Here is an 18,924-nt window from a genome sequence, read left to right as displayed (position 1 = left end):
GCTGCCGACAGAGGCGAGGACGCGTCATGGAACGACCCAGAGTCCTGATCGTGGGCGGCGGCTTCGCCGGAGTGGAGTGCGCGCGGGGCCTGGAGCACAGCCTGTCCGCGGAGACGGCCGAGATCGTGCTCGTCACGCCCAACAACTACGAGCTGTACCTGCCGCTGCTGCCGCATGTCGCCGCCGGCGTGGTCACCCCGCAGTCGATCGCCCCCTCCCTGCGGCGGATCCTGCGCCGGACGCGCCTGGTGCCCGGCGGGGTGATCGGCATCGACACCGCGGCGAAGGTCTGCGTCGTACGGCTGATCACCGGCGAGACCACGGACGTCCGCTACGACCGTCTGGTGCTGACGCCGGGCAGCATCACCCGCACCTTCGACATCCCCGGGCTGACGGACCACGCGCGCGGCATGAAGACGCTGGCCGAGGCCGCGTACATCCGCGACCACGTCATCGCCCAGCTCGACATCGCCGCGGCCTCGACGGACCCGGAGGAGCGGGCGGCGCGGCTCCAGTTCGTCGTCGTGGGCGGCGGGTACGCGGGCACCGAGACGGTCGCCTACCTCCAGCGGCTGACCAGCGCCGCCGCGAAGCGCTATCCGCGCCTGGACCCGACCCAGATCAAGTGGCACCTCATCGACATCGCGCCGAAGCTGATGCCCGAGCTGGGCGAACGGCTCGGGCAGAAGGCGCTGGAGCTGATGCGGCGGCGCGGCACGGAGGTGTCGCTCGGCGTGTCGGTCGCCGAGGTCACCGAGGACACCGTGGAGTTCACGGACGGGCGGGTACTGCCGTGCCGGACGCTGATCTGGACCGCGGGCGTGGCGGCGTCCCCGCTCATCGGCACGCTCGGCGCGGAGACCGTACGGGGCCGGCTCGTCGTGGACGCGGACCTGACCGTACCGGGCATGCCGGACGTGCTGGCCTGCGGTGACGCGGCGGCCGTACCGGACCTGGAGAAGGGCGGGGGCGCGGTCTGCCCGCCCACCGCGCAGCACGCCTCGCGGCAGGGCAAGCACGCGGCGCGCAACATCATCGCCGGGCTGCGCGGGGCGCCGCGCACGCCGTACCGGCACAAGGACCTCGGCCTGGTCGTAGACCTCGGCGGCATCGACGCGGTGTCCAAGCCGATGGGGTACGAGCTGACCGGGCTGCCCGCCCAGGTGGCGGCGCGCGGCTACCACCTGCTGGCGCTGCGCACCGGCGTCGCCAGGTTCCGTACCGTCGCGAACTGGCTGATCAACGCCACCGCCGGGGACGACTTCGTACGGACCGGCTTCCAGGCGGAGAAGCCCGCGACGCTGCGGGACTTCGAGCGGACCGATGTGTATCTGTCGCAGGAGGACGTACGGGAGCGGCTGGCGGCGCACGGGACGGGGTGAGCGCGGGCGCGTATGCGGGGCGCGGGGCGGGGTGCGTACGCGGGGCGGAGGCGTGGGCGCGTACGCCGGGCAGGGTTTCGTGCGGGGCAGCGGACGAGCCGGTCCGTGAGCCGGTCCGTGCGGGCAGTTGCCGAGCCGGTCCGCGCAGGCAGCGGCTGAACGGCTCCGTACGGGTCAGCGGCTGAGGGGCTTCACCTCGGCTCCGGCGCGGGTCCGGGCGGCCGCGCCCGCCGCACCGCCCCTTGCCGCCCCGGCGGCCTCTTCCCTCTCCCCCGCCTCTTCCTCCCCGTCCGTCTCCGCCGCTTCGGGCAGGTCGCGGGCGCCGAGCCGCAGGTGCTCGATGTGGTAGATGGCCTCGTCGAGGAGCTGGGCGACGTGGGTGTCGTAGAGGCTGTAGACGATCCGGCGGCCCCGGCGGGAGCCGGTGACCAGGCCCAGCGCCCGCAGCAGCCGCAGCTGGTGGGAGACCGCCGACTGCTCCATGCCGACCGCGTCGGCCAGCTCGCCCACCGGGCAGGGCCCCTGCCGCAGCCGGGTGAGGATCATCAGCCGCGACGGGGTGGCCAGCGCCTGAAGGGTGGCGGCGATGGTCGCGGCGGCGTCCGCGTCCAGATGCGCTGCCGGTGTGGTCCTGCCGTCGACTCCGTGTCCCATACGCCTCATCGTATCTTCGGCAACACTTGAAGACATCTTCATGTGTTCGGTTATGGTGTGCGGGTCCCCCGCTCCCTCCCCGCCCCAGAGGTCACCGCATGACGTCCACGTCCCGTCACGGCCGTACGCACCCGTCACCGACGGCTCCCACCGGCGCACCCACCACGGCCGACACCCCCGCACCGGCCACCGCACCGATCTCCGTGCCCACCCCTGCCACGGCCCCTGCCACGGCGCCACCGCCCCCTCCCCCGCGCCGCGGCCGGCTCTTCGCCCTGCCGGAGGTGCGCTGGGCCGCCCTCGCCGCGCTCACCTTCCTGCTGGCCTTTCCCCTCGACCTGACGGGCGCCCCGGCCTGGACATGGGGTCCGCTGTACGCGGTGTGTTACGCGGCCGGCGGCTGGGAGCCCGGCCTCGCGGGTCTGCGGGCGCTGCGCGAACGGACCCTGGACGTCGATCTGCTGATGGTCGTGGCGGCGGTCGGCGCTGCGGCGATCGGGCAGTTCCTGGACGGCGGCCTGCTGATCGTGATCTTCGCGGTCTCGGGTGCGCTGGAGGCCCTGGCCACCCGGCGAACCGAGGACTCCGTGCGCGGCTTGCTCGACCTCGCGCCCTCGACCGCCGTACGGCTGACGGCCGACGGCCGGGAGGAGACCGTCGAGGCCGCCGCGCTGCGGGTGGGCGAGACCGTCCTCGTACGCCCCGGGGAACGACTGCCCGCCGACGGCACGGTGCTGGACGGCGCGAGCGAGGTGGACCAGGCCACCATCACCGGTGAGCCGCTGCCGGTGGACAAGACCGCGGGCGACGAGGTGTTCGCCGGGACGCTGAACGGCACCGGCGCGCTGCGGATACGGGTCGGCAAGGACGCCTCGGAGTCGGCGATCGCCCGGATCGTGGCGATGGTCGAGGAGGCGGGCCGGACCAAGGCGCCCACCCAGGTCTTCATCGAGAAGGTCGAACAGCGCTACTCCGCCGTAGTGGTGCTGGTGACCCTGGCGCTGTTCGCGCTGCCGCTCCTCTTCGGCGCGGACTTCACCGCGACCCTGCTGCGGGCCATGACCTTCATGATCGTGGCGTCGCCGTGCGCGGTGGTGCTGGCCACCATGCCGCCGCTGCTGTCCGCGATCGCCACCGCCGGGCGGCACGGCGTCCTGGTCAAGTCGGCCGTGGCGATGGAGGGGCTGGGCGCGGTGACGCGGGTGGCGATGGACAAGACCGGCACGCTCACCGAAGGCGCGCCGCGGGTCGCGGAGGTGCGGGCGCTGGGCGGCGCGGACGAGCGGCGGGCGCTCGCGCTCGCCGCCGCGGCGGAGCTGCCCAGCGAACACCCGCTGGCCCGCGCCGTGGTCGCCGCCGCACAGGAACGCGGTCTGCGGGTGCCCGACGCGCGGGAGTTCTCGTCCATGCCGGGGCGCGGCGTGCGCGCCGTGGTGGAGGGGCGTGTCGTACAGGTCGGCAGTCCGGCGGCGCTGCTGAGCGCGGGAGCGCACGAGAGCGCGGACGGGCTTGCCGAGGAGCTGGCGCGCGGGGTGCGCGCCGGCGTGGAGGAGGTGGAGGCCGCCGGTCACACCGCGGTGGCCGTACTGGTGGACGCCCGGCCTGCCGCCGTACTGGCCGTCACCGACCGACTGCGCCCCGGCGCTCCCGAAGCGGTGGCCCGGCTGCACCGCCTGACCGGCACCGACGTGACGCTGCTGACCGGCGACCACGCCCGCGCCGCCGCCCGTACGGCCGAGGAGTGCGGCGTCACGGACGTACGGGCCGGTTTGCTGCCGCAGGACAAGGTGACCGCGGTCCGCGCCTGGCAGGACGGCGGGGCGAAGGTGCTGATGGTCGGCGACGGCGTGAACGACGCGCCCGCACTGGCAGCCGCGCACAGCGGCGTCGCCATGGGCCGGGTCGGCTCCGACCTGGCCCTGGAGACGGCCGACGCGGTGGTGGTACGCGACGAGGCCGGGGCGGTACCCACCGTCGTAGCCCTCTCCCGCCGGGCACGCCGCCTGGTGGAGCAGAACCTGGTCATCGCATCCGTATGCATCGGCGCACTGGTCACCTGGGACCTGACCGGCCACCTGCCACTCCCACTGGGAGTACTCGGCCACGAAGGCTCGACGGTCCTCGTCGGCCTCAACGGGCTACGCCTCCTGCGCACCTCGGCCTGGCGACGGGCCGCGGCGGCTTGAGGGGGTGCGGGCACCCGGGTGACGGCTTGAGGAGGACGGGCACCTGGTGACGCGGGCTCAGGTGAGGGGCGCGCATCCGGGTGTACGCGCCACTCCGTACGCCGAGCGCTCACACGACCGCACACCGCACCCTGGACACCGCGCCCCTGGGCTCCCCCCAACCGAGCACCACCCCGCTCCCGACCCGCCGACAACGGAATCCCTTGACCTCAACATTGGTTGAGGTCATAGCTTCTGGCATGTCGCCGGGCAGTACGGCCCGCGCGGCCCGCTCTTGCCGACCACGCCGCCCCGGAGGACCGCGATGGACATGGAAGTCACCGCCTGGCACTCGCTGCACAGCACCATGAACGCACAGCGCGACCGGCGCCCGTTCTCCCGGGCGACGCTGCGGCGCATCGCCGCCTTCGCGCGGCCGCACCGCCGCGCGCTGGGCTGGTTCCTGGTGCTGAGCACGGTGACCGCGATGCTCGCGGTGGTCACGCCGGTGCTCGCGGGACGGGTGGTCGACGGCATCGTGGGCGGCGCGGCGCCCGGTACCGTCCTCGGGCTCTCCGGGCTGATCGCCGTCATCGCGGTGGCGGAGGCGGGCCTGGGCCTGCTGACGCGCCGGCTGTCGGCGGGCCTCGGCGAGGGCCTGATCCTCGATCTGCGGACCACGGTCTACGACCACGTGCAGCGGATGCCGGTCGCCTTCTTCACCCGTACCCGTACGGGAGCCCTGGTCAGCCGCCTGAACAACGATGTGATCGGCGCGCAGCGGGCGTTCAGCGACACGCTGTCCAGCGTGGTCGGCAACGTCGTGACGCTGCTGCTGACGCTCGTGGTGATGCTGAGCCTGTCGTGGCAGATCACGCTGATCGCGCTGGTGCTGCTGCCGGTGTTCGTCCTGCCCGCGCGCCGGGTGGGACGGCGGCTGGCCGGGCTGCGGCGGGAGGCGGCCGACCACAACGCCGCGATGGGCACCCAGATGACCGAGCGGTTCTCCGCGCCGGGCGCCACCCTCATCAAGCTGTTCGGCCGCCCGGCGCACGAGTCGGCGGAGTTCGCCGCACGGGCCCGGCGGGTGCGCGACATCGGGGTGCGCACCGCCATGGTCCAGACGTACTTCGTCACCGCGCTCACCCTCGTCTCCGCCCTCGCGCTGGCCGTCGTCTACGGCCTCGGCGGCTTCCTGGCGCTGCGCGGCCACCTCGAAGCGGGCTCCATCGTGTCGCTGGCCCTGCTGCTGACCCGCCTGTACGCGCCGCTGACGGCGCTGTCCGGCGCGCACACCGAGGTGATGAGCGCTCTGGTCAGCTTCGAGCGGGTCTTCGAGGTGCTGGACCTGAAGCCGCTGATCGAGGAGAAGCCGGACGCCCGCGCGGTGCCGGAGGGCCCGGTCTCGGTAGAGTTCGACTCCGTGCGCTTCGGCTACCCGTCGGCCGACAAGGTCTCCCTGGCCTCCCTCGAAGAGGTGGCGACCCTGGACACCAGGGGCGGCGCCGAGGTGCTGCACGACGTCTCCTTCCGTGTGGAGCCGGGCCGGATGGTCGCCCTGGTCGGCTCCTCGGGCGCCGGCAAGTCGACCATCGCGCAACTGCTGCCGCGGCTGTACGACGCGGACGCCGGCGCGGTGCGGCTCGGCGGCGTGGACGTACGCGACCTGAGCGCCGACTCGATCCGCGACACCCTCGGCATGGTGACCCAGGACGGCCACCTCTTCCACGAGACGATCCGCGCGAACCTGCTGCTGGCCCGGCCGGAGGCGGGCGAGGACGACCTGTGGGACGCGCTGCGCCGCGCCCGTCTGGACGGCCTGATCGCCTCGCTGCCGGAGGGCCTGGACACGGTGGTCGGCGAGCGCGGCTACCGGCTCTCCGGCGGTGAGCGGCAGCGGCTGACCATCGCCCGCCTGCTGCTGGCCCGGCCGCGCGTGGTGATCCTGGACGAGGCCACCGCCCACCTGGACAACACCTCGGAGGCGGCGGTCCAGGAGGCGCTGACCGAGGCCCTGGAGGGCCGTACGTCGGTGGTGATCGCCCACCGGCTGTCGACCGTACGGGCCGCCGACCTGATCCTGGTGGTCGAGGACGGCCGGATCGTCGAACGCGGCACGCACGACGCGCTGCTCGCGGCGGGCGGGCGGTACGAGGAGCTGTACCGCACCCAGTTCGCGGAGGCGGAGACCTCCCGGGAACGCGCCGTGCGCGAGGCGGCGGAGCCGACCGCTGCGCGCTGACCGGCCGTACCACCAGCGGGCCCCCGTCTTCCGGCGGGGGCCCGCGGCCGTGCCCTCCCGTCCCCTTGGCGCCGCCCCGCGCATGCCGAACACTGAGGCGATGACCCAGCGCGTGGAACACACCACTGTCATGGACCGCCTCGCCATCGACGACCTGGTCACCGGTTACGCGATCGCCGTGGACGACGGCGACTGGGCCGCCTACCGGGCCCTGTTCGTCCCCGGCGGGCACGTCGACTACCGCTCGGCGGGCGGCATCGCGGGCAGCGCCGACGCCGTCGCGGACTGGCTCGACGCGATGATGCGGCGCTTCCCCGTACGCCAGCACCTGATCGTCAACCGGCGGATCGGCATCGCGCTGCGCGACGGCGGCGCGCCCGGCGACACGGCCACGGTGCAGGCCGACTACCTGAACCCGATGCACCTCGCGGGCCCGCACGACGCCCCGCCCGGCGCGTCCGCCGGCGCGTCGGCCGCCCCAACTACACCTGCGCGGGCCGCTATGTCTTCGCCGCCCGCCGCGCCGCCGAAGGCTGGCGGCTGACCGAGGTCGTCGTCCACGAGAAGTGGCGCCAACTGCTTCCGGCGCACGCCTGACGGGCCCCCTGCTGTCCATGATCGGCCGGCTCGCGCACACTGGGTGCTGCGATCCGGCGGAGGGTTCCGAAGGAGGAGACGGCATGCAGGTGTCGGCCGACGGCCGGTGGGAAGCGGGTCCGGGGCGGGTTCGCGAAGGGCGGGGCCGCGGGCTCCCGTCGGCCGCCCGGAGGGCGGCGCTCACGTCGCCCTGGGGACGCGGCGCCGCGGCGGTCGCGGCCGGAGCGCTGCCCGCGCTCGCGTTCCCGGCGCCCGCCCTGTGGTGGCTGGCCTACGTCGCCCTCGTACCGTGGATATTGCTGGCGCGCTCGGCCCGGACCCACCGCCGCGCGGCACTGGACGGCTGGCTCGGCGGCGCGGGCTTCATGCTGGCCGTCCACCACTGGCTGCTGCCGAGCCTGCACGTGTTCATCCTCGTGCTGGCCGCGCTGCTCGGCCTGTTGTGGGCGCCCTGGGGCCTGCTCGTACGGGCGCTGCTGCACGGCTCGCCGAGCGCGGCCCGGTGCGCGGCGTCACTCGTCCTCGTACCGTCCGGCTGGCTGATGGTGGAACTGGTCAGGTCCTGGGAGTACTTGGGCGGGCCGTGGGGGCTGCTGGGCGCCAGCCAGTGGCAGGTGCCACCCGCCCTGCGGCTCGCCTCGCTCGGCGGGGTGTGGCTGCTGAGCCTGCTCCTCGTGTCGGTGAACACCGCGCTCGCCCTGCTCGTCGCGGTGCCGCGGGCCCGCGTCCCGGCCGTCGCGGGCCTCCTCGTGTGCGCGGTCGGCGGCACCGCGGCGTGGCTGTGGGCGCCGGTGCCGCGGCCGGCCGGTACGGTCCGGGTCGGCCTCGTACAGCCGGGCGAGATCGTGGGCGCGGACCCGCGGATAGCCCGCGGCGAGGAGCTGACCCGCTCGCTGGCCGGGCGCGGCGTCCAGCTGGTGGTCTGGGGAGAGAGCAGCGTCAACCGCGACCTGACCCGGAATCCGGCCATGTCGGCCCGGCTCGCCGCGCTCTCCCGGGACGTGGGCGCCGACCTCCTGGTCAACGTCGACGGCCGGCACGCCGGGCAGCCCGGCATCTACAAGAGTTCGGTCCTGGTCGGCCCGCGCGGCGCGACCGGCCACCGCTACGACAAGATGCGCCTGGTCCCGTTCGGCGAGTACATCCCGCTGCGTTCCGTCCTGGGCTGGGCGACGCACGTCGGCAAGGCCGCCGACCAGAACCGGATGCGCGGCACCCGGCAGGTGCTGATGCCGGTCGGCTCGGCGGGCGGGCTGCGCGTGGGGCCGCTGGTCTGCTTCGAGTCGGCGTTCCCCGACATGAGCCGCCAACTGGCGCGGGACGGCGCCCAGTTGCTGGTCGCGCAGTCCTCCACCTCGACCTTCCAGGACAGCTGGGCGCCCGCCCAGCACGCCTCGCTGGCCGCGCTGCGGGCCGCCGAGACGTGGCGGCCGATGGCGCACGCCACGCTGACCGGGGTCAGCGCGGTGTACGGGCCGCGGGGCGAACCGGTGGGCGGCCGGCTCGGCACCGAGCGGGGCGCGGCGGCCGTGTACGACATCCCGCTGGCCGAGGGCACCAGCCCGTACGCGCGCTTCGGCGACTGGGCCCTGTACGGCGCGATGCTGGCGCTCGGCGCGTACGCGGGCGTGGCGGGGGCGCGGGCGCTGCGGGCCCGGAGGTCGGCGCGGGTCCGGTAGGCGCCGCCGCCTCACCCCGCCTGCGCCAGCGCCTCCTCGATCACCCGCTCGCACAGCTCGTGCGTCCGCAGCGCGTCCTCGGCCGGGACGAACCGGCCCGCCCGCACCTCGTCCAGGAAGGCCAGCACGATCTGCTCGATGCCACGCTGCCGGGCCACCGGCACCCAGTCGCCGCGCCGCCGCACACTCGGCTGCCCCTTGTGGTCGATGACCTCGGCGAGGTTGACGACCTGGCGCTTGGTGTCCTGCCCCGACACGTCGAGGATCTCCTCCGTGGATCCGCTGAGCCGGTTCATGCTGCCGATGGCGCTGAAGCCGTCGCCGGAGAGGTGCAGCACCACGTGGTGCATCAGGCCGTCGCGGATCTTCGCCCGTACGTCCACGTGCTCGACGGTGCCGGGCGCCAAAAACCGCAGGGTGTCGACGACGTGGATGAAGTCGTCCAGGACCAGCGTCCGGGGGGCCTCGGGGAGGCCGACCCGGTTCTTCTGCATGAGGATCAGATCGCGCGGGTGCTCCAGGCACTGCGCGTACCCCGGCGCATAACGGCGGTTGAAGCCGACCGCCAGGCTGACGCGGCGCTCCTCGGCGAGCCGCACGATGCGCTCGGTGTCGGCCAGGTCGTAGGCGATCGGCTTGTCCACGTACGTCGGCACCCCGGCCTCCACGAGGCGGGTGACGATCTCCGGGTGCGCGGTGGTGGGCGCGTGCACGAACGCCGCGTCCAGGCCGGTGGCGAGCAGCCCGTCCAGGTCGGTGTGGCACCGGTCGGCGGGCAGGCGGTAGGTGGCGGCGATCCGCTCCAGGGTGGCCGGCGTACGGGTCTGGAGGTGCAGCTCGACACCGGGCTGCGCGCCGAGCACCGGCAGATATGCCTTCTGTGCGATGTCGCCGAGTCCGATGCAGCCGACCTTCACGAATGACTCCCTGAGTTGTGCCACCGCCGATTGCGCGCCGGTCAGCGCGCTGGATGCGCCGGGCGTGCGCCGGGCGCCCCGGAAGCATACGTGCCACCCGGTGGCCGCCAGTCGGCGATGCCGTCGAGCGGGCGCAGCGCCAGGTCCGGCGCGAACCGCGCGGTGCAGGCGATGGCGGCCCCGCGCAGCAGTACGGCAGGCGCGGACCGCCAGGTGGTGAGGTGGCCGATGCGCTCCGCCCGGCGCACGACCTCCGTCGTACGCGGCAGCCGCTCCCGCGAGTACGCGTCGAGGGCCGCCGCCAGGGACCGGTCCGACGCGACACGGTGCGCCAGCACGATCGCGTCCTCGACGGCCTGGCAGCCGCCCTGTCCGAGGTTGGGCGTCATCGGGTGCACGGCGTCACCGAGCAGGGCGACCCGGCCGCGGTGGCAGGCGGGCAGCGGCCGGGCCGCCGTACGCACGTCGTTGCGCAGGATGGCGGCCGGGTCGGCGGCTGCCAGGATCTCGGGGATCGGCTGATGCCAGCTGCCGAACCGGCGCAGCAGCTCGGACCGTTCGCCGTCCGGCGCGCGGCCCCCGGGCGGCACGGCCGCGGTGGCATAGGCGTAGACCCGCCCGTCGTGCAGCGCCACGCTCCCCCACACCCCGCCGGGCCCCCACGTCTCGTGCGCGGCGTACGGGCGGCGGAGCGCCGGGACGACGAGGCGCCAACTGGTGAAACCGGCGTAGCGCGGTTCGGGGTGGCCGGGGAAGAGGGCGCGGCGGGTGGCGGAGCGGATGCCGTCGGCGGCCATGACGAGGCCGGCGGTCAGGTGCGGAGTGTTGGCCGCGTTGCCGGTATCGGCGGTATCGGCGCTTTCGGCCGGGGGCAGGAGGCGGACGCGGGCCGGGCGGTCCGGGCGCGTGGGGTCGCCCGGGTCGGCGACTTCGGCGGGCGCGCCGGTCCGTACGGCCCCTTCGGGCAGCCGCCCGGCGAGCAGGGCGATCAGCTCCGCGCGGTGGGCGACCACGACGGGGCCGCCGAAGCGCCGTACGGCCGCGGCGTTGTCCGTACGGGCCAGCCGGCGGCCGCGCGGGGTCCGGATCTCGCCCTTGAACTGCGGGACGGCCATGTCGCGTACGGCATCGCCCGCGCCGATGGTGTCCAGCGCGCGCTGGGCGTTGGCGGCCAGGGCGATACCGGCCCCGACGGGTTCGAGCGAGGCGGCCCGTTCCAGGACGGTGACTTCCCACCCCTGCCGGTGCAGGGCGACGGCGGCGGTGAGACCGCCGATCCCGCCGCCGATGACGATCGCCGTGCGCTGACGCATGAGCCCTCCCGTGGCACCGAGCAGCCGGAGGCCCGGCGGAGCTGCCACCGGACGCCCTGACTACACCTGTAGTCGCAACTTACTACACGTGTAGTCGCAGCGGTAGGCTCACCTGCCATGACCCGAAGTGCCACCCCCAGCACGTCCACGACCGGCATGACCTCGACCAACAAGGCCGCTGCCGACAAGGCCGCTGCCGACAAGACCCCGACAGGCAAGAGCGAGGCCGCCAAAGCCACCCCCCGCCACGACCGCATCGCCGACGCCGCCCTCTCTCTCCTCGCCGAGCGCGGGCTGCGCGGGCTCACCCACCGGGCCGTCGACGAGGCCGCCGGGCTGCCGCAGGGGTCCACGTCGAACCTGGCGCGCACCCGCGCGGCCCTGCTGGAAACGGCGGTCCGGCGGCTGGCCGATCGGGAGGCGGCCGTCCTCACGCCTCCGGAGATGCCGGACGCGGCGGGCAGCGGCCCGGCGGCGCTCGCCGACGCCCTCTCCCTCGGCCTGCATCGTTCGCTGACCCGCCACCGGGACCTGACCGTCGCCCGGTACGAACTGGCCCTGGAAGCCACCCGGCGCCCCGAACTGCGCGCCATCTACGACCGGACCGGGCAGCGGTTCCGCGAAATGCTGGTGGCGATGCTGACGGCGGCCGGGTCCACCGCACCCGAACGGCACGCCCTGAACGTACTCGCCTGGTGCGACGGCATGCTCTTCACCTGCGTCGCCGGACAGTTCCACGCGACACCGCCGACCCGGCGGGAACTTCGCACCGGTATCGAGGAACTGCTCGTCGGCCTGCTCGGCCGCGGCTGATCCGGCGTCAACGGCCGCCCGGAACGATCACTCCCGCGGGTCCTTCCCAAAAGGGGCCGCGATCGGCAGAGTTGGCCGGTGTTCCGTATTCCCGCAGCGGCGGTCCTCGCGGTGATGACGGCCGCGGTCGCCACCGGATGTGTCACCGTCGCCCACCGCCCGGCCCCCGAGAGCCTTCAGCCGCGCCCTGTGGCGCCCGCCCCATCCGTGGAGCCCATCGGCCCCGAGGTGACCCAGTCCCCGCGCCGCGAGCGTCCGGGCGCGCCGGCGTCCGGCCCGGCCGCGCGGCGCTCCGTACCCGCCGGTCCCCCGGTCTCCGGCGCGCAGCCGGCGAAGCAGCCGCAGCCGGAGTCCGTGCGGAAGGGGGGCGGGAAGGGCAAGGGCGCGGGCCGGGGCGTACGGGACGAAGCGAAGCCCGGGTCCGGTCACGGAGGCCGCCGCTTCGGCCCACCGTGGCGGCGCTCCGAGGACCGTCACCCGGCCGCCCCGGCCCCCGGCCTGTGCGCACTGGCCCGGGAGTACGGCCGCTGGCAGGGCGACGACCGCCCCGACGAGATCTGCCGCCGCGTGTACGGGGGCTGAGCGTCGGGCCGGCCGGGGGCGGGCGCCCGCGCTGCCGGGCCGCCCCCGTGGGCGCCGAACGCCGCGCCCCGGTTCAGCCCAGGTCGGGGATACGCCAGTCGATCGGGGTGTGCCCCTGCGCCGCGACCGCCTCGTTGATCCGGGTGAAGGGCCGGGATCCGAAGAATTTCTTGGCGGACAGCGGGGACGGGTGGGCGCCCTCCACGACCGCGTGCCGCTCGGTGTCGATCAGCGGCAGCTTCTTCTTCGCGTAGTTGCCCCAGAGCACGAACACCGCCGGGTCCGGCCGGGAGGCCACCGCCTTTATCACCGCGTCGGTGAACTTCTCCCAGCCCTTGCCCTTGTGCGAGTTGGCCTCGCCGGCGCGCACCGTCAGCACCGCGTTCAGCAGCAGCACGCCCTGGCGGGCCCAGGGCATCAGATAGCCGTTGTCCGGGACCGGGTGGCCCAGCTCCTCCTTCATCTCCTTGTAGATGTTGCGCAGCGACGGCGGCGTCTTCACACCGGGCCGCACGGAGAAGCACAGCCCGTGGCCCTGCCCCTCGCCGTGGTACGGGTCCTGTCCGAGGATCAGCACCTTCACCTGGTCGTACGGGGTGGCGTCGAGGGCCGCGAAGACCTCCTCGCGGGGCGGGTAGACCGGCCCCTTCGCCCGCTCCTGCTCGACGAACTCGGTGAGCTCCTTGAAGTAGGGCTTCTCCAACTCCTCGCCGAGGACGCCGCGCCAGGACTCGGGCAGCATGTCGGTCATCACTGAGCAACCTCCGGTGTGCGTTCCGTTCTCGGTTACGAACTTACCGGCGACCACTGACAACGCCGCACGCCCGCCCACCGGCCGGCCCGCCCGCACGGGCCGCCGCCCGCCCCGCGCCCGCTCACGCCGTGTCGAGCCGCGCCCGCTGCGCCGCGTCCAGCCGCAGGTCCAGCGCCGCCAGGCTCTCGTCCAGCTGCGCCACCGAACTCACACCGAGGACGGGGACGACCGGCACCCGGCCGTCCATCAGCCAGGCCAGCACCACCTGGTTCACGGTGGCCCCGGCCTCCGCCGCCACCTCGCGAAGGACCCGCAGGCGCACCACCGAACCGGGGTGGTCGTACCGGTCCAGCAGCGGCTGCTCCGGCCGCGCGTATCCGCCGTGCATCAGCGTCGAGTACCCCAGCAGCGTCAGATCCTCGTGCGCCTCGGCGTAGTCGACAAGTTCCCCGTCCGTCTCCCGCTGGAGCCCGGAATCCGCGTCGGGCCGCGGTCGCAGGTAGGTGTGCCGCTGCTGTACGGCGCGGTAGCCGGGCAGGCCCTGCGCCTCGGCGATACGGCGGGCCTCGGCGAGCCGCCACGTGGCGTGGTTGCTGGCCCCGAGCAGGCCCACCGAGCCGTCCCGCACCAGGCCCGCCAGCGCCCCGACGGTCTCCTCCAGGGGCACGTCACGGTCCTCGATGTGCGCGTAATACAGGTCCACCCGGTCCGTACCGAGCCGCCGCAGGCTGCCCTCGATCCCGTCCCGTACGGCCTTATCGCCCAGCCCCTCAAGGTTGGCGGGCCACTCCGGACCGCGGGACGGGTCGGGGCGGGCGCCGACCTTGGTGGCCAGTACCGTGCGGTCCCTGGCGCCCCGGCTGCGCAGCCAGCGCCCGAGCAGCAGCTCGCTCTCGTCGCCGGTCGCGCCCGGCACCCAGCAGGCGTAGTTGTTGGCGGTGTCCAGGAAGGTGCCGCCCGCCTCGGCGAAGCGGTCGAGGATGGCGTACGCCGTCTCCTCGTCGACGGTGGTGCCGAACGGCAGGGTGCCCAGGCACAGGGCGCTGACCTCGGGTCCCCGGCCGCCGCCGAGAGTGCGGAACCGCATGGCGGTCTCCTTCGCGGAGTCGCGTCACGGGCTCCCTACCGGCCCATGACAGATGTGGTGCCGGCCCTTCCGGACCGGCACCACAGACCCTGCCTCTTGGAGTGCACGCGAACGCAAGCCGCTGTACGCGCTCCCGTACGCGGGGCGCCCGCACCTACGCGGGGCGCGCAACCCGGCACGCGCGTCCGGCTTGCGCCCGCCCTCAGACGCCCGCTTCCACCGGCGCCCTCAGACCCCCGCGTTCAGGAACAGCCCGCCGTCCACCTGGAGCGTCTGCCCCGTGATCCAGCCGGCGGCGTCGGACAGCAGGAACGCCGCCGCGCCGCCGATGTCCTCCGGGATGCCCAGGCGCCCCATCGGGTAGCCCGCGGCGGCCTCCTCCTCGCGGTTCTCGTACAGCGCGGCCGCGAACTTGGTCTTGACGACCGCCGGGGCGATCGAGTTGACCCGTACCACCGGCGCGAACTCGTGCGCGAGCTGGAACGTCAGGTTGATCATCGCGGCCTTGCTCATACCGTACGCGCCGATGAAGGGCGAGGCGGAGACGCCCGCGATGGAGGCGATGTTGACGATCGCGCCGCCGTTGTCCTTCTGCCACGCGTGCCAGGTGCGCTGCGCGAAGCCGAGCGCGGAGACGACGTTGGTCTCGAACACCTTGCGGGCTACGTTCAGGTCGAGATCCGCGATCGGGCCGAACACCGGGTTCGTACCGGCGTTGTTGACCAGGTAGTCGACGCGGCCGAACGCCTCCATGGCCCGCTCCACGGCGACGCCCTGGTGGGCCTCGTCGTGCGCCTTGCCCGCGACACCGATGACGCGGTCGGCGCCCAGCGTCTCCACGGCCTCCTTGAGGGCATCCTCGTTGCGGCCGGTGATGCAGACCTTGTCCCCGCGGGCCACCAGCGCCTTGGCGATGCCGTACCCGATGCCCCGGCTGGCGCCGGTGACCAGCGCCGCCTTGCCGGAGAACGCGGGCAGCGGCTTGTCCTGTGCGGTCATGTCCATAACCTCCGGCGTCAGTTGAGCGGGCCGCCGGCCACGTACAGGACCTGGCCGGAGACGAAGCCGGCCGCCTCGCCCGTGAAGAAGGCGATGGCGTTGGCGATGTCGTCCGGCGTGCCGACGCGCTGCACCGGGATCTGGGTGGCGGCCGCGGCCTGGAAGTCCTCGAAGCCCATGCCGACGCGCTCGGCGGTGGCGGCGGTCATGTCGGTGGCGATGAACCCGGGCGCGACGGCGTTGGCGGTGACGCCGAACTTGCCGAGTTCGATGGCGAGGGTCTTGGTGAAGCCCTGGAGACCGGCCTTGGCGGCCGAGTAGTTGGCCTGCCCGCGGTTGCCGAGCGCCGAGCTGGAGGAGAGGTTCACGATCCGGCCGAACTTCGCGTCGACCATGTGCTTCTGGCAGGCCCGCGACATCAGGAACGCGCCCCGCAGGTGCACGTTCATGACCGTGTCCCAGTCGGTGTCGCTCATCTTGAACAGCAGGTTGTCCCGGAGCACACCCGCGTTGTTGACGAGGACGGTCGGCGCGCCCAGCTCCGCCGCCACCCGGGCGACGGCCGCCTCCACCTGCTCCGCGTCCGAGACGTCACAGCCCACGGCCAGCGCCCTGCCGCCCGCCACGGTGATCTTCTCGACGGTGTCCTTGCAGGCCGCCTCGTCGAGGTCGAGTACGGCGACGGCACGGCCCTCGGCGGCCAGGCGGACCGCGGTGGCCGCGCCGATGCCACGGGCCGCGCCCGTCACGATGGCTACGCGCTGCTCGGTGGTGGACATGCGGGGTTCTCCTCACCCTCGAAACCTCGACGAGCGGTCCGCCGCACCGCAACCACAGGTGAGCAACCGCTTAGTAGCTTCAGCAGGCCCGACGCTAGAAGCCCCGCCACCCCCTGTCAACGCCTCCTCGGCACTCCATCGCACTTCAGGAGGGCCACCGGCTTTCCCGCGCACCGGCGGCCGCCCCTCACTTCACCAGCAGGCCGAGCAGCCGCTCCGCCTCGATCGACGGGTCCGCGGTCAGCCCGGTGTGCACCGGGCCCGGCTGCACGACGGTGCTGCGCGGCGCGATCAGCCACCGGAAGCGCCGCCCCGCGTCGTCGCCCGCAGCCTGCCCGGCGCGCTCGCCGCCCACACAGATCCCCTCGACCGCCCGCAGGGCCGCCTTGACGCCCTCCACGTCGGCGTTCGCGTCGAGCGCCCGCAACCGCCCCTCGTCCAGATACGTACGCGCCTCCACGAAGCGCCGGGCGCGGCAGTACACGACCACCCCCGCATTGATCATTTCTCCGCGTTCGACCCGCGGTACGACCTTGAGCAGGGCGTACTCGAACACGTCACGTCCGTTGTGCAGGCCGCTCACTTCACTGCCCTCCGCGGCAACTCGGTCGCCAGCCAGCCGGGCACCCGGGAGGGCCCGTCCTTCGTACGCTCCCCGATGCCGATCTGGTCCCCGATCACCGCGGCACGCCCCAGCAGCGCCCGTACGTAGGCACCGCGCAGCGCGTCCGGCGAGTCGAAGCCGGGCTCGTCCACCAGCCACTCGTCCGGCACGGCGGCCGCGACCTCGGTCAGCAGCTCCTCGGTGACCAGCGGCGCGAACTCGGCCGCCGCGGCCTCGATGTCCGGTCCGAAGCTCGCCAGCACATGGTCGGACGCGTCGTACGGCTTGGCAGCGGACTTCTCGGCGGTCGGCCAGTTGTGCTGCCAGATCATCGTGGCCCCGTGGTCGATCAGCCACAGCTCACCGTGCCAGACCAGCAGGTTCGGGTTGCGCCACGAGCGGTCCACGTTGTTGATGAGCGCGTCGAACCACACGACCCGCCCCGCCTCCCGCGCCGACACCTCGAACGCGAGCGGATCGAACCCGAGCGACCCCGGCAGATAGTCCATCCCCAGGTTCAGGCCCCCACTGGCCTTCAGCAGCTCCTGCACCTCCTGATCGGGCTCACTCAGCCCGATCACCGGATCGAGCTGCATCCGCACCAACTCCGGCACCCGCAGCCCGAGCCGCCGCCCCAGCTCCCCACAGATCACCTCGGCGACCAGAGTCTTGCGCCCCTGCCCCGCCCCGGTGAATTTCATGACATACGTACCGAGATCATCGGCTTCGACGATCCCCGGAAGCGACCCGCCCTCACGCAAGGGCGTGACATAGCGGGTCGCGGTGACTTCGGACAACATGCGGATCAGGCTACTTCCTGGGGTTTGTCGCAGGTCAGCGACGTGCGGTCGATTCAGCCGACTGATACTGATGCAAGTATATCGGTACGGGCGCATCGAATCCGCCCCGGCTGCCCCTCAGAAGGCAGGTCGGCGGCCGCGGACGGGGCTGACCTCCTCCAGGCGCTCCGCGAGGTCGAGGAGGAGGGCATCGGTCCACCATCGGCTGACCAGCTGGACGCCGAGCGGCAGGCCGTCGTCCGTGGCGCCGAAGGGGAGCGCGACGGCGGGCAGGCCGGTCAGGTTGAACGGTACGGTCGCGCGCATCACCGCGCGTGCCGGGAGGGAGACACCGTCCACGTCGAGGCGGCTTCGGCCATGAGGCGGCGCGGGAAAGGGCGTTACGGGGCACAGCAGGACGTCGTGGTCGGCGAACCATGCGGCACATCGCGTGCGCAGGTGCTCCACCTCGTGTTCAGCGGCGACGTAGTCGGCCAGCGGAGCCTCGGCGGCCTCCAGCGTGGCCGCGATGACCGGGTGCACTTCCGTCTCGCGGCCGGAGGTGACGGCGCGCAGGGCCGGCCGTACCTCCGGGGGGAACAGCTTCGCCGACAGCAGGGTGCAGTCCCGCTCGTCGAGCCATGGAAGCTCGCTCTCCCGGACGTCGTGCCCGAACTCGGCCAGCGCCGCGGCCGCCGCGGCGACCGTAGCGGCGACCTGTCGATCGACCGCGCCGAACGCCGCCGCGGTCCAGCCGATGCGCAGCCGGTCCCTGCCGCGGGTGCGGTCCGGGGCGGGCAGCGCCACGGCGTAGGGATCACTGCCGTCGGGCCCTTCCATGAGGGAGAGCGCCAGGCGCAGGTCGCGCACGCTGCGGGCCATGGGGCCTGCGTGCCACCAGCGGCGCGGCACGGCGGGAAAGTGGCCGGTCATCGGCACCCTGCCATGGGTGGGTTTGATCGAGGCGATCCCCGTGTCGGCGGCGGGCCCGCGCACGGAGATGGCGACGTCGCTCCCGATGCCGAGCGGCGAGAGCCCGCTCGCGATGGCCGCCGACTCACCGCCACTGGAGCCCCCGGGAGTGCGCCGCGGGTCGTAGGGGTTCAGGGATCTGCCGGTCAGACGGTTGTCCGTCTCGGTCCAGTAGGACATCTCCGGCAGGTTCGTCTTGGCCAGCAGGATGCCGCCGGCCTGCCGAAGGCGGGCCACCGACGTGGCATCGGTATCGGGCACCCGGTCGGCGAAGAGTGTCGACCCCCAGGTGGTGGGGGTCCCTGCGGTGTCGAAGGAATCCTTGACCGTGAAGGGAACTCCGCTGAGCGGGCCGACGGCCGGTCGTGCCGCGGCGTGCAGAGCCTGCTCGCCGAGCACGGTCACGAAGGCGTTCACCCGGTCTGCGACCGCCTCGATCCGGTCGAGATGGGCGGCCACCACCTCGACGGCGCTCACCGTGCCCGCTGAGATCAGACTCGCGAGGCCGACCGCGTCATGCCATACGAGATCGCTCGGCTCCATCGGCTTCAGGGCCCCTTCTTTCGCAACGAACTGACCGAGATTGTTTGTTCAACTCACCCTAGG

Annotated in this window: 16 protein-coding genes and 1 pseudogene; 7 read left to right on the top strand and 10 right to left on the bottom strand. The window is 73.6% G+C overall.

The window, feature by feature from the left end; translation table 11 throughout:
- Positions 1-26 precede the first annotated feature (26 nt).
- On the top strand, positions 27-1,382 hold the full coding sequence (locus CP984_RS35975) for an NAD(P)/FAD-dependent oxidoreductase (protein ID WP_003982332.1): 1,356 nt from the start codon (positions 27-29) through the stop codon (positions 1,380-1,382).
- Positions 1,383-1,556: 174 nt separating this feature from the next.
- Here the strand turns inward: CP984_RS35975 and CP984_RS35970 are convergent, their stop codons facing one another.
- Positions 1,557-2,036 (bottom strand): ArsR/SmtB family transcription factor, encoded by a 480-nt coding sequence (locus tag CP984_RS35970; protein WP_003982331.1) that lies wholly within the window; start codon positions 2,034-2,036, stop codon positions 1,557-1,559.
- Positions 2,037-2,134: 98 nt separating this feature from the next.
- Between CP984_RS35970 and CP984_RS35965 the strand changes: the two genes are divergently transcribed.
- The 4 genes and pseudogenes from CP984_RS35965 to lnt all read left to right on the top strand — a co-directional run bounded on the left by CP984_RS35965 (position 2,135) and on the right by lnt (position 8,719).
- A complete protein-coding gene (locus CP984_RS35965) occupies positions 2,135-4,222 on the top strand; it encodes a heavy metal translocating P-type ATPase (protein ID WP_078575173.1) in 2,088 nt (695 codons plus the stop codon).
- A gap of 304 nt (positions 4,223-4,526) precedes the next feature.
- Positions 4,527-6,443, top strand: a complete 1,917-nt coding sequence (locus CP984_RS35960; protein ID WP_003987174.1) for an ABC transporter ATP-binding protein — start codon at positions 4,527-4,529, stop codon at positions 6,441-6,443.
- A 100-nt stretch (positions 6,444-6,543) separates the two neighbouring features.
- A pseudogene (locus tag CP984_RS35955) lies at positions 6,544-7,040 on the top strand (nuclear transport factor 2 family protein).
- An 83-nt stretch (positions 7,041-7,123) separates the two neighbouring features.
- Complete coding sequence (gene lnt, locus CP984_RS35950) at positions 7,124-8,719, top strand: apolipoprotein N-acyltransferase (RefSeq protein ID WP_063726400.1); 1,596 nt, start codon at positions 7,124-7,126, stop codon at positions 8,717-8,719.
- 11 nt (positions 8,720-8,730) lie between these two features.
- Here lnt and CP984_RS35945 read toward each other — a convergent pair whose 3' ends face one another.
- Together CP984_RS35945 and CP984_RS35940 are read right to left on the bottom strand one after the other, a co-directional pair.
- Positions 8,731-9,636, bottom strand: a complete 906-nt coding sequence (locus CP984_RS35945; protein WP_030177870.1) for a Gfo/Idh/MocA family protein — start codon at positions 9,634-9,636, stop codon at positions 8,731-8,733.
- Positions 9,637-9,677: 41 nt separating this feature from the next.
- Positions 9,678-10,949 (bottom strand): FAD-dependent monooxygenase, encoded by a 1,272-nt coding sequence (locus CP984_RS35940; RefSeq protein WP_003987302.1) that lies wholly within the window; start codon positions 10,947-10,949, stop codon positions 9,678-9,680.
- 156 nt (positions 10,950-11,105) lie between these two features.
- On the opposite strand from CP984_RS35940, the gene CP984_RS35935 reads away from it, so the two are divergent.
- Positions 11,106-11,762 carry a TetR/AcrR family transcriptional regulator gene (locus tag CP984_RS35935; protein WP_003987301.1) on the top strand — a complete coding sequence of 219 codons (657 nt, stop codon included), beginning with the start codon at positions 11,106-11,108 and terminating at the stop codon, positions 11,760-11,762.
- A gap of 78 nt (positions 11,763-11,840) precedes the next feature.
- A complete protein-coding gene (locus CP984_RS35930; protein ID WP_003987300.1) occupies positions 11,841-12,344 on the top strand; it encodes a hypothetical protein in 504 nt (167 codons plus the stop codon).
- Between the two features lie 73 nt (positions 12,345-12,417).
- Here the strand turns inward: CP984_RS35930 and CP984_RS35925 are convergent, their stop codons facing one another.
- From CP984_RS35925 to CP984_RS35895, 7 genes are all read right to left on the bottom strand, one after another.
- Positions 12,418-13,095 (bottom strand): uracil-DNA glycosylase, encoded by a 678-nt coding sequence (locus tag CP984_RS35925; protein WP_003987298.1) that lies wholly within the window; start codon positions 13,093-13,095, stop codon positions 12,418-12,420.
- A 124-nt stretch (positions 13,096-13,219) separates the two neighbouring features.
- Entirely contained in the window at positions 13,220-14,185 is a 966-nt protein-coding gene (locus CP984_RS35920; RefSeq protein ID WP_003985151.1) for an aldo/keto reductase, read from the bottom strand.
- 228 nt (positions 14,186-14,413) lie between these two features.
- Positions 14,414-15,184 (bottom strand): SDR family oxidoreductase, encoded by a 771-nt coding sequence (locus CP984_RS35915; RefSeq protein WP_030177875.1) that lies wholly within the window; start codon positions 15,182-15,184, stop codon positions 14,414-14,416.
- Positions 15,185-15,201: 17 nt separating this feature from the next.
- Positions 15,202-15,963 carry a 3-oxoacyl-ACP reductase FabG gene (gene fabG / locus CP984_RS35910; RefSeq protein ID WP_003985149.1) on the bottom strand — a complete coding sequence of 254 codons (762 nt, stop codon included), beginning with the start codon at positions 15,961-15,963 and terminating at the stop codon, positions 15,202-15,204.
- A gap of 187 nt (positions 15,964-16,150) precedes the next feature.
- Positions 16,151-16,546: a DUF3037 domain-containing protein gene (locus tag CP984_RS35905; RefSeq protein WP_003985148.1), complete on the bottom strand. Its 396-nt coding sequence runs from the start codon at positions 16,544-16,546 to the stop codon at positions 16,151-16,153.
- Entirely contained in the window at positions 16,543-17,367 is an 825-nt protein-coding gene (locus tag CP984_RS35900; protein ID WP_003985147.1) for a HipA family kinase, read from the bottom strand. The genes CP984_RS35905 and CP984_RS35900 overlap by 4 nt, the downstream gene beginning before the upstream one ends.
- Before the next feature lie 117 nt (positions 17,368-17,484).
- Positions 17,485-18,861, bottom strand: coding sequence for an amidase (locus CP984_RS35895; RefSeq protein ID WP_003985146.1), 1,377 nt, complete (start codon positions 18,859-18,861; stop codon positions 17,485-17,487).
- Positions 18,862-18,924 lie beyond the last annotated feature (63 nt).

The sequence above is a fragment of the Streptomyces rimosus genome (genome assembly GCF_008704655.1).
In the GTDB taxonomy this organism is placed as follows: domain Bacteria; phylum Actinomycetota; class Actinomycetes; order Streptomycetales; family Streptomycetaceae; genus Streptomyces; species Streptomyces rimosus.
This window is presented reverse-complemented; position numbering and strand designations above follow the sequence as displayed.

What these genes read in the sequence shown, in the direction of transcription:
- CP984_RS35900 (WP_003985147.1), bottom strand. Translation starts at nt 17,367, where the DNA reads ATGTTGTCCGAAGTCACCGCGACCCGCTATGTCACGCCCTTGCGTGAG.
- CP984_RS35920 (WP_003985151.1), bottom strand. Translation starts at nt 14,185, where the DNA reads ATGCGGTTCCGCACTCTCGGCGGCGGCCGGGGACCCGAGGTCAGCGCC.
- fabG (WP_003985149.1), bottom strand. Translation starts at nt 15,963, where the DNA reads ATGTCCACCACCGAGCAGCGCGTAGCCATCGTGACGGGCGCGGCCCGT.
- CP984_RS35915 (WP_030177875.1), bottom strand. Translation starts at nt 15,184, where the DNA reads ATGACCGCACAGGACAAGCCGCTGCCCGCGTTCTCCGGCAAGGCGGCG.
- CP984_RS35940 (WP_003987302.1), bottom strand. Translation starts at nt 10,949, where the DNA reads ATGCGTCAGCGCACGGCGATCGTCATCGGCGGCGGGATCGGCGGTCTC.
- CP984_RS35970 (WP_003982331.1), bottom strand. Translation starts at nt 2,036, where the DNA reads ATGGGACACGGAGTCGACGGCAGGACCACACCGGCAGCGCATCTGGAC.
- lnt (WP_063726400.1), top strand. Translation starts at nt 7,124, where the DNA reads ATGCAGGTGTCGGCCGACGGCCGGTGGGAAGCGGGTCCGGGGCGGGTT.
- CP984_RS35925 (WP_003987298.1), bottom strand. Translation starts at nt 13,095, where the DNA reads ATGACCGACATGCTGCCCGAGTCCTGGCGCGGCGTCCTCGGCGAGGAG.
- CP984_RS35895 (WP_003985146.1), bottom strand. Translation starts at nt 18,861, where the DNA reads ATGGAGCCGAGCGATCTCGTATGGCATGACGCGGTCGGCCTCGCGAGT.
- CP984_RS35965 (WP_078575173.1), top strand. Translation starts at nt 2,135, where the DNA reads ATGACGTCCACGTCCCGTCACGGCCGTACGCACCCGTCACCGACGGCT.
- CP984_RS35935 (WP_003987301.1), top strand. Translation starts at nt 11,106, where the DNA reads ATGACCTCGACCAACAAGGCCGCTGCCGACAAGGCCGCTGCCGACAAG.
- CP984_RS35960 (WP_003987174.1), top strand. Translation starts at nt 4,527, where the DNA reads ATGGACATGGAAGTCACCGCCTGGCACTCGCTGCACAGCACCATGAAC.
- CP984_RS35975 (WP_003982332.1), top strand. Translation starts at nt 27, where the DNA reads ATGGAACGACCCAGAGTCCTGATCGTGGGCGGCGGCTTCGCCGGAGTG.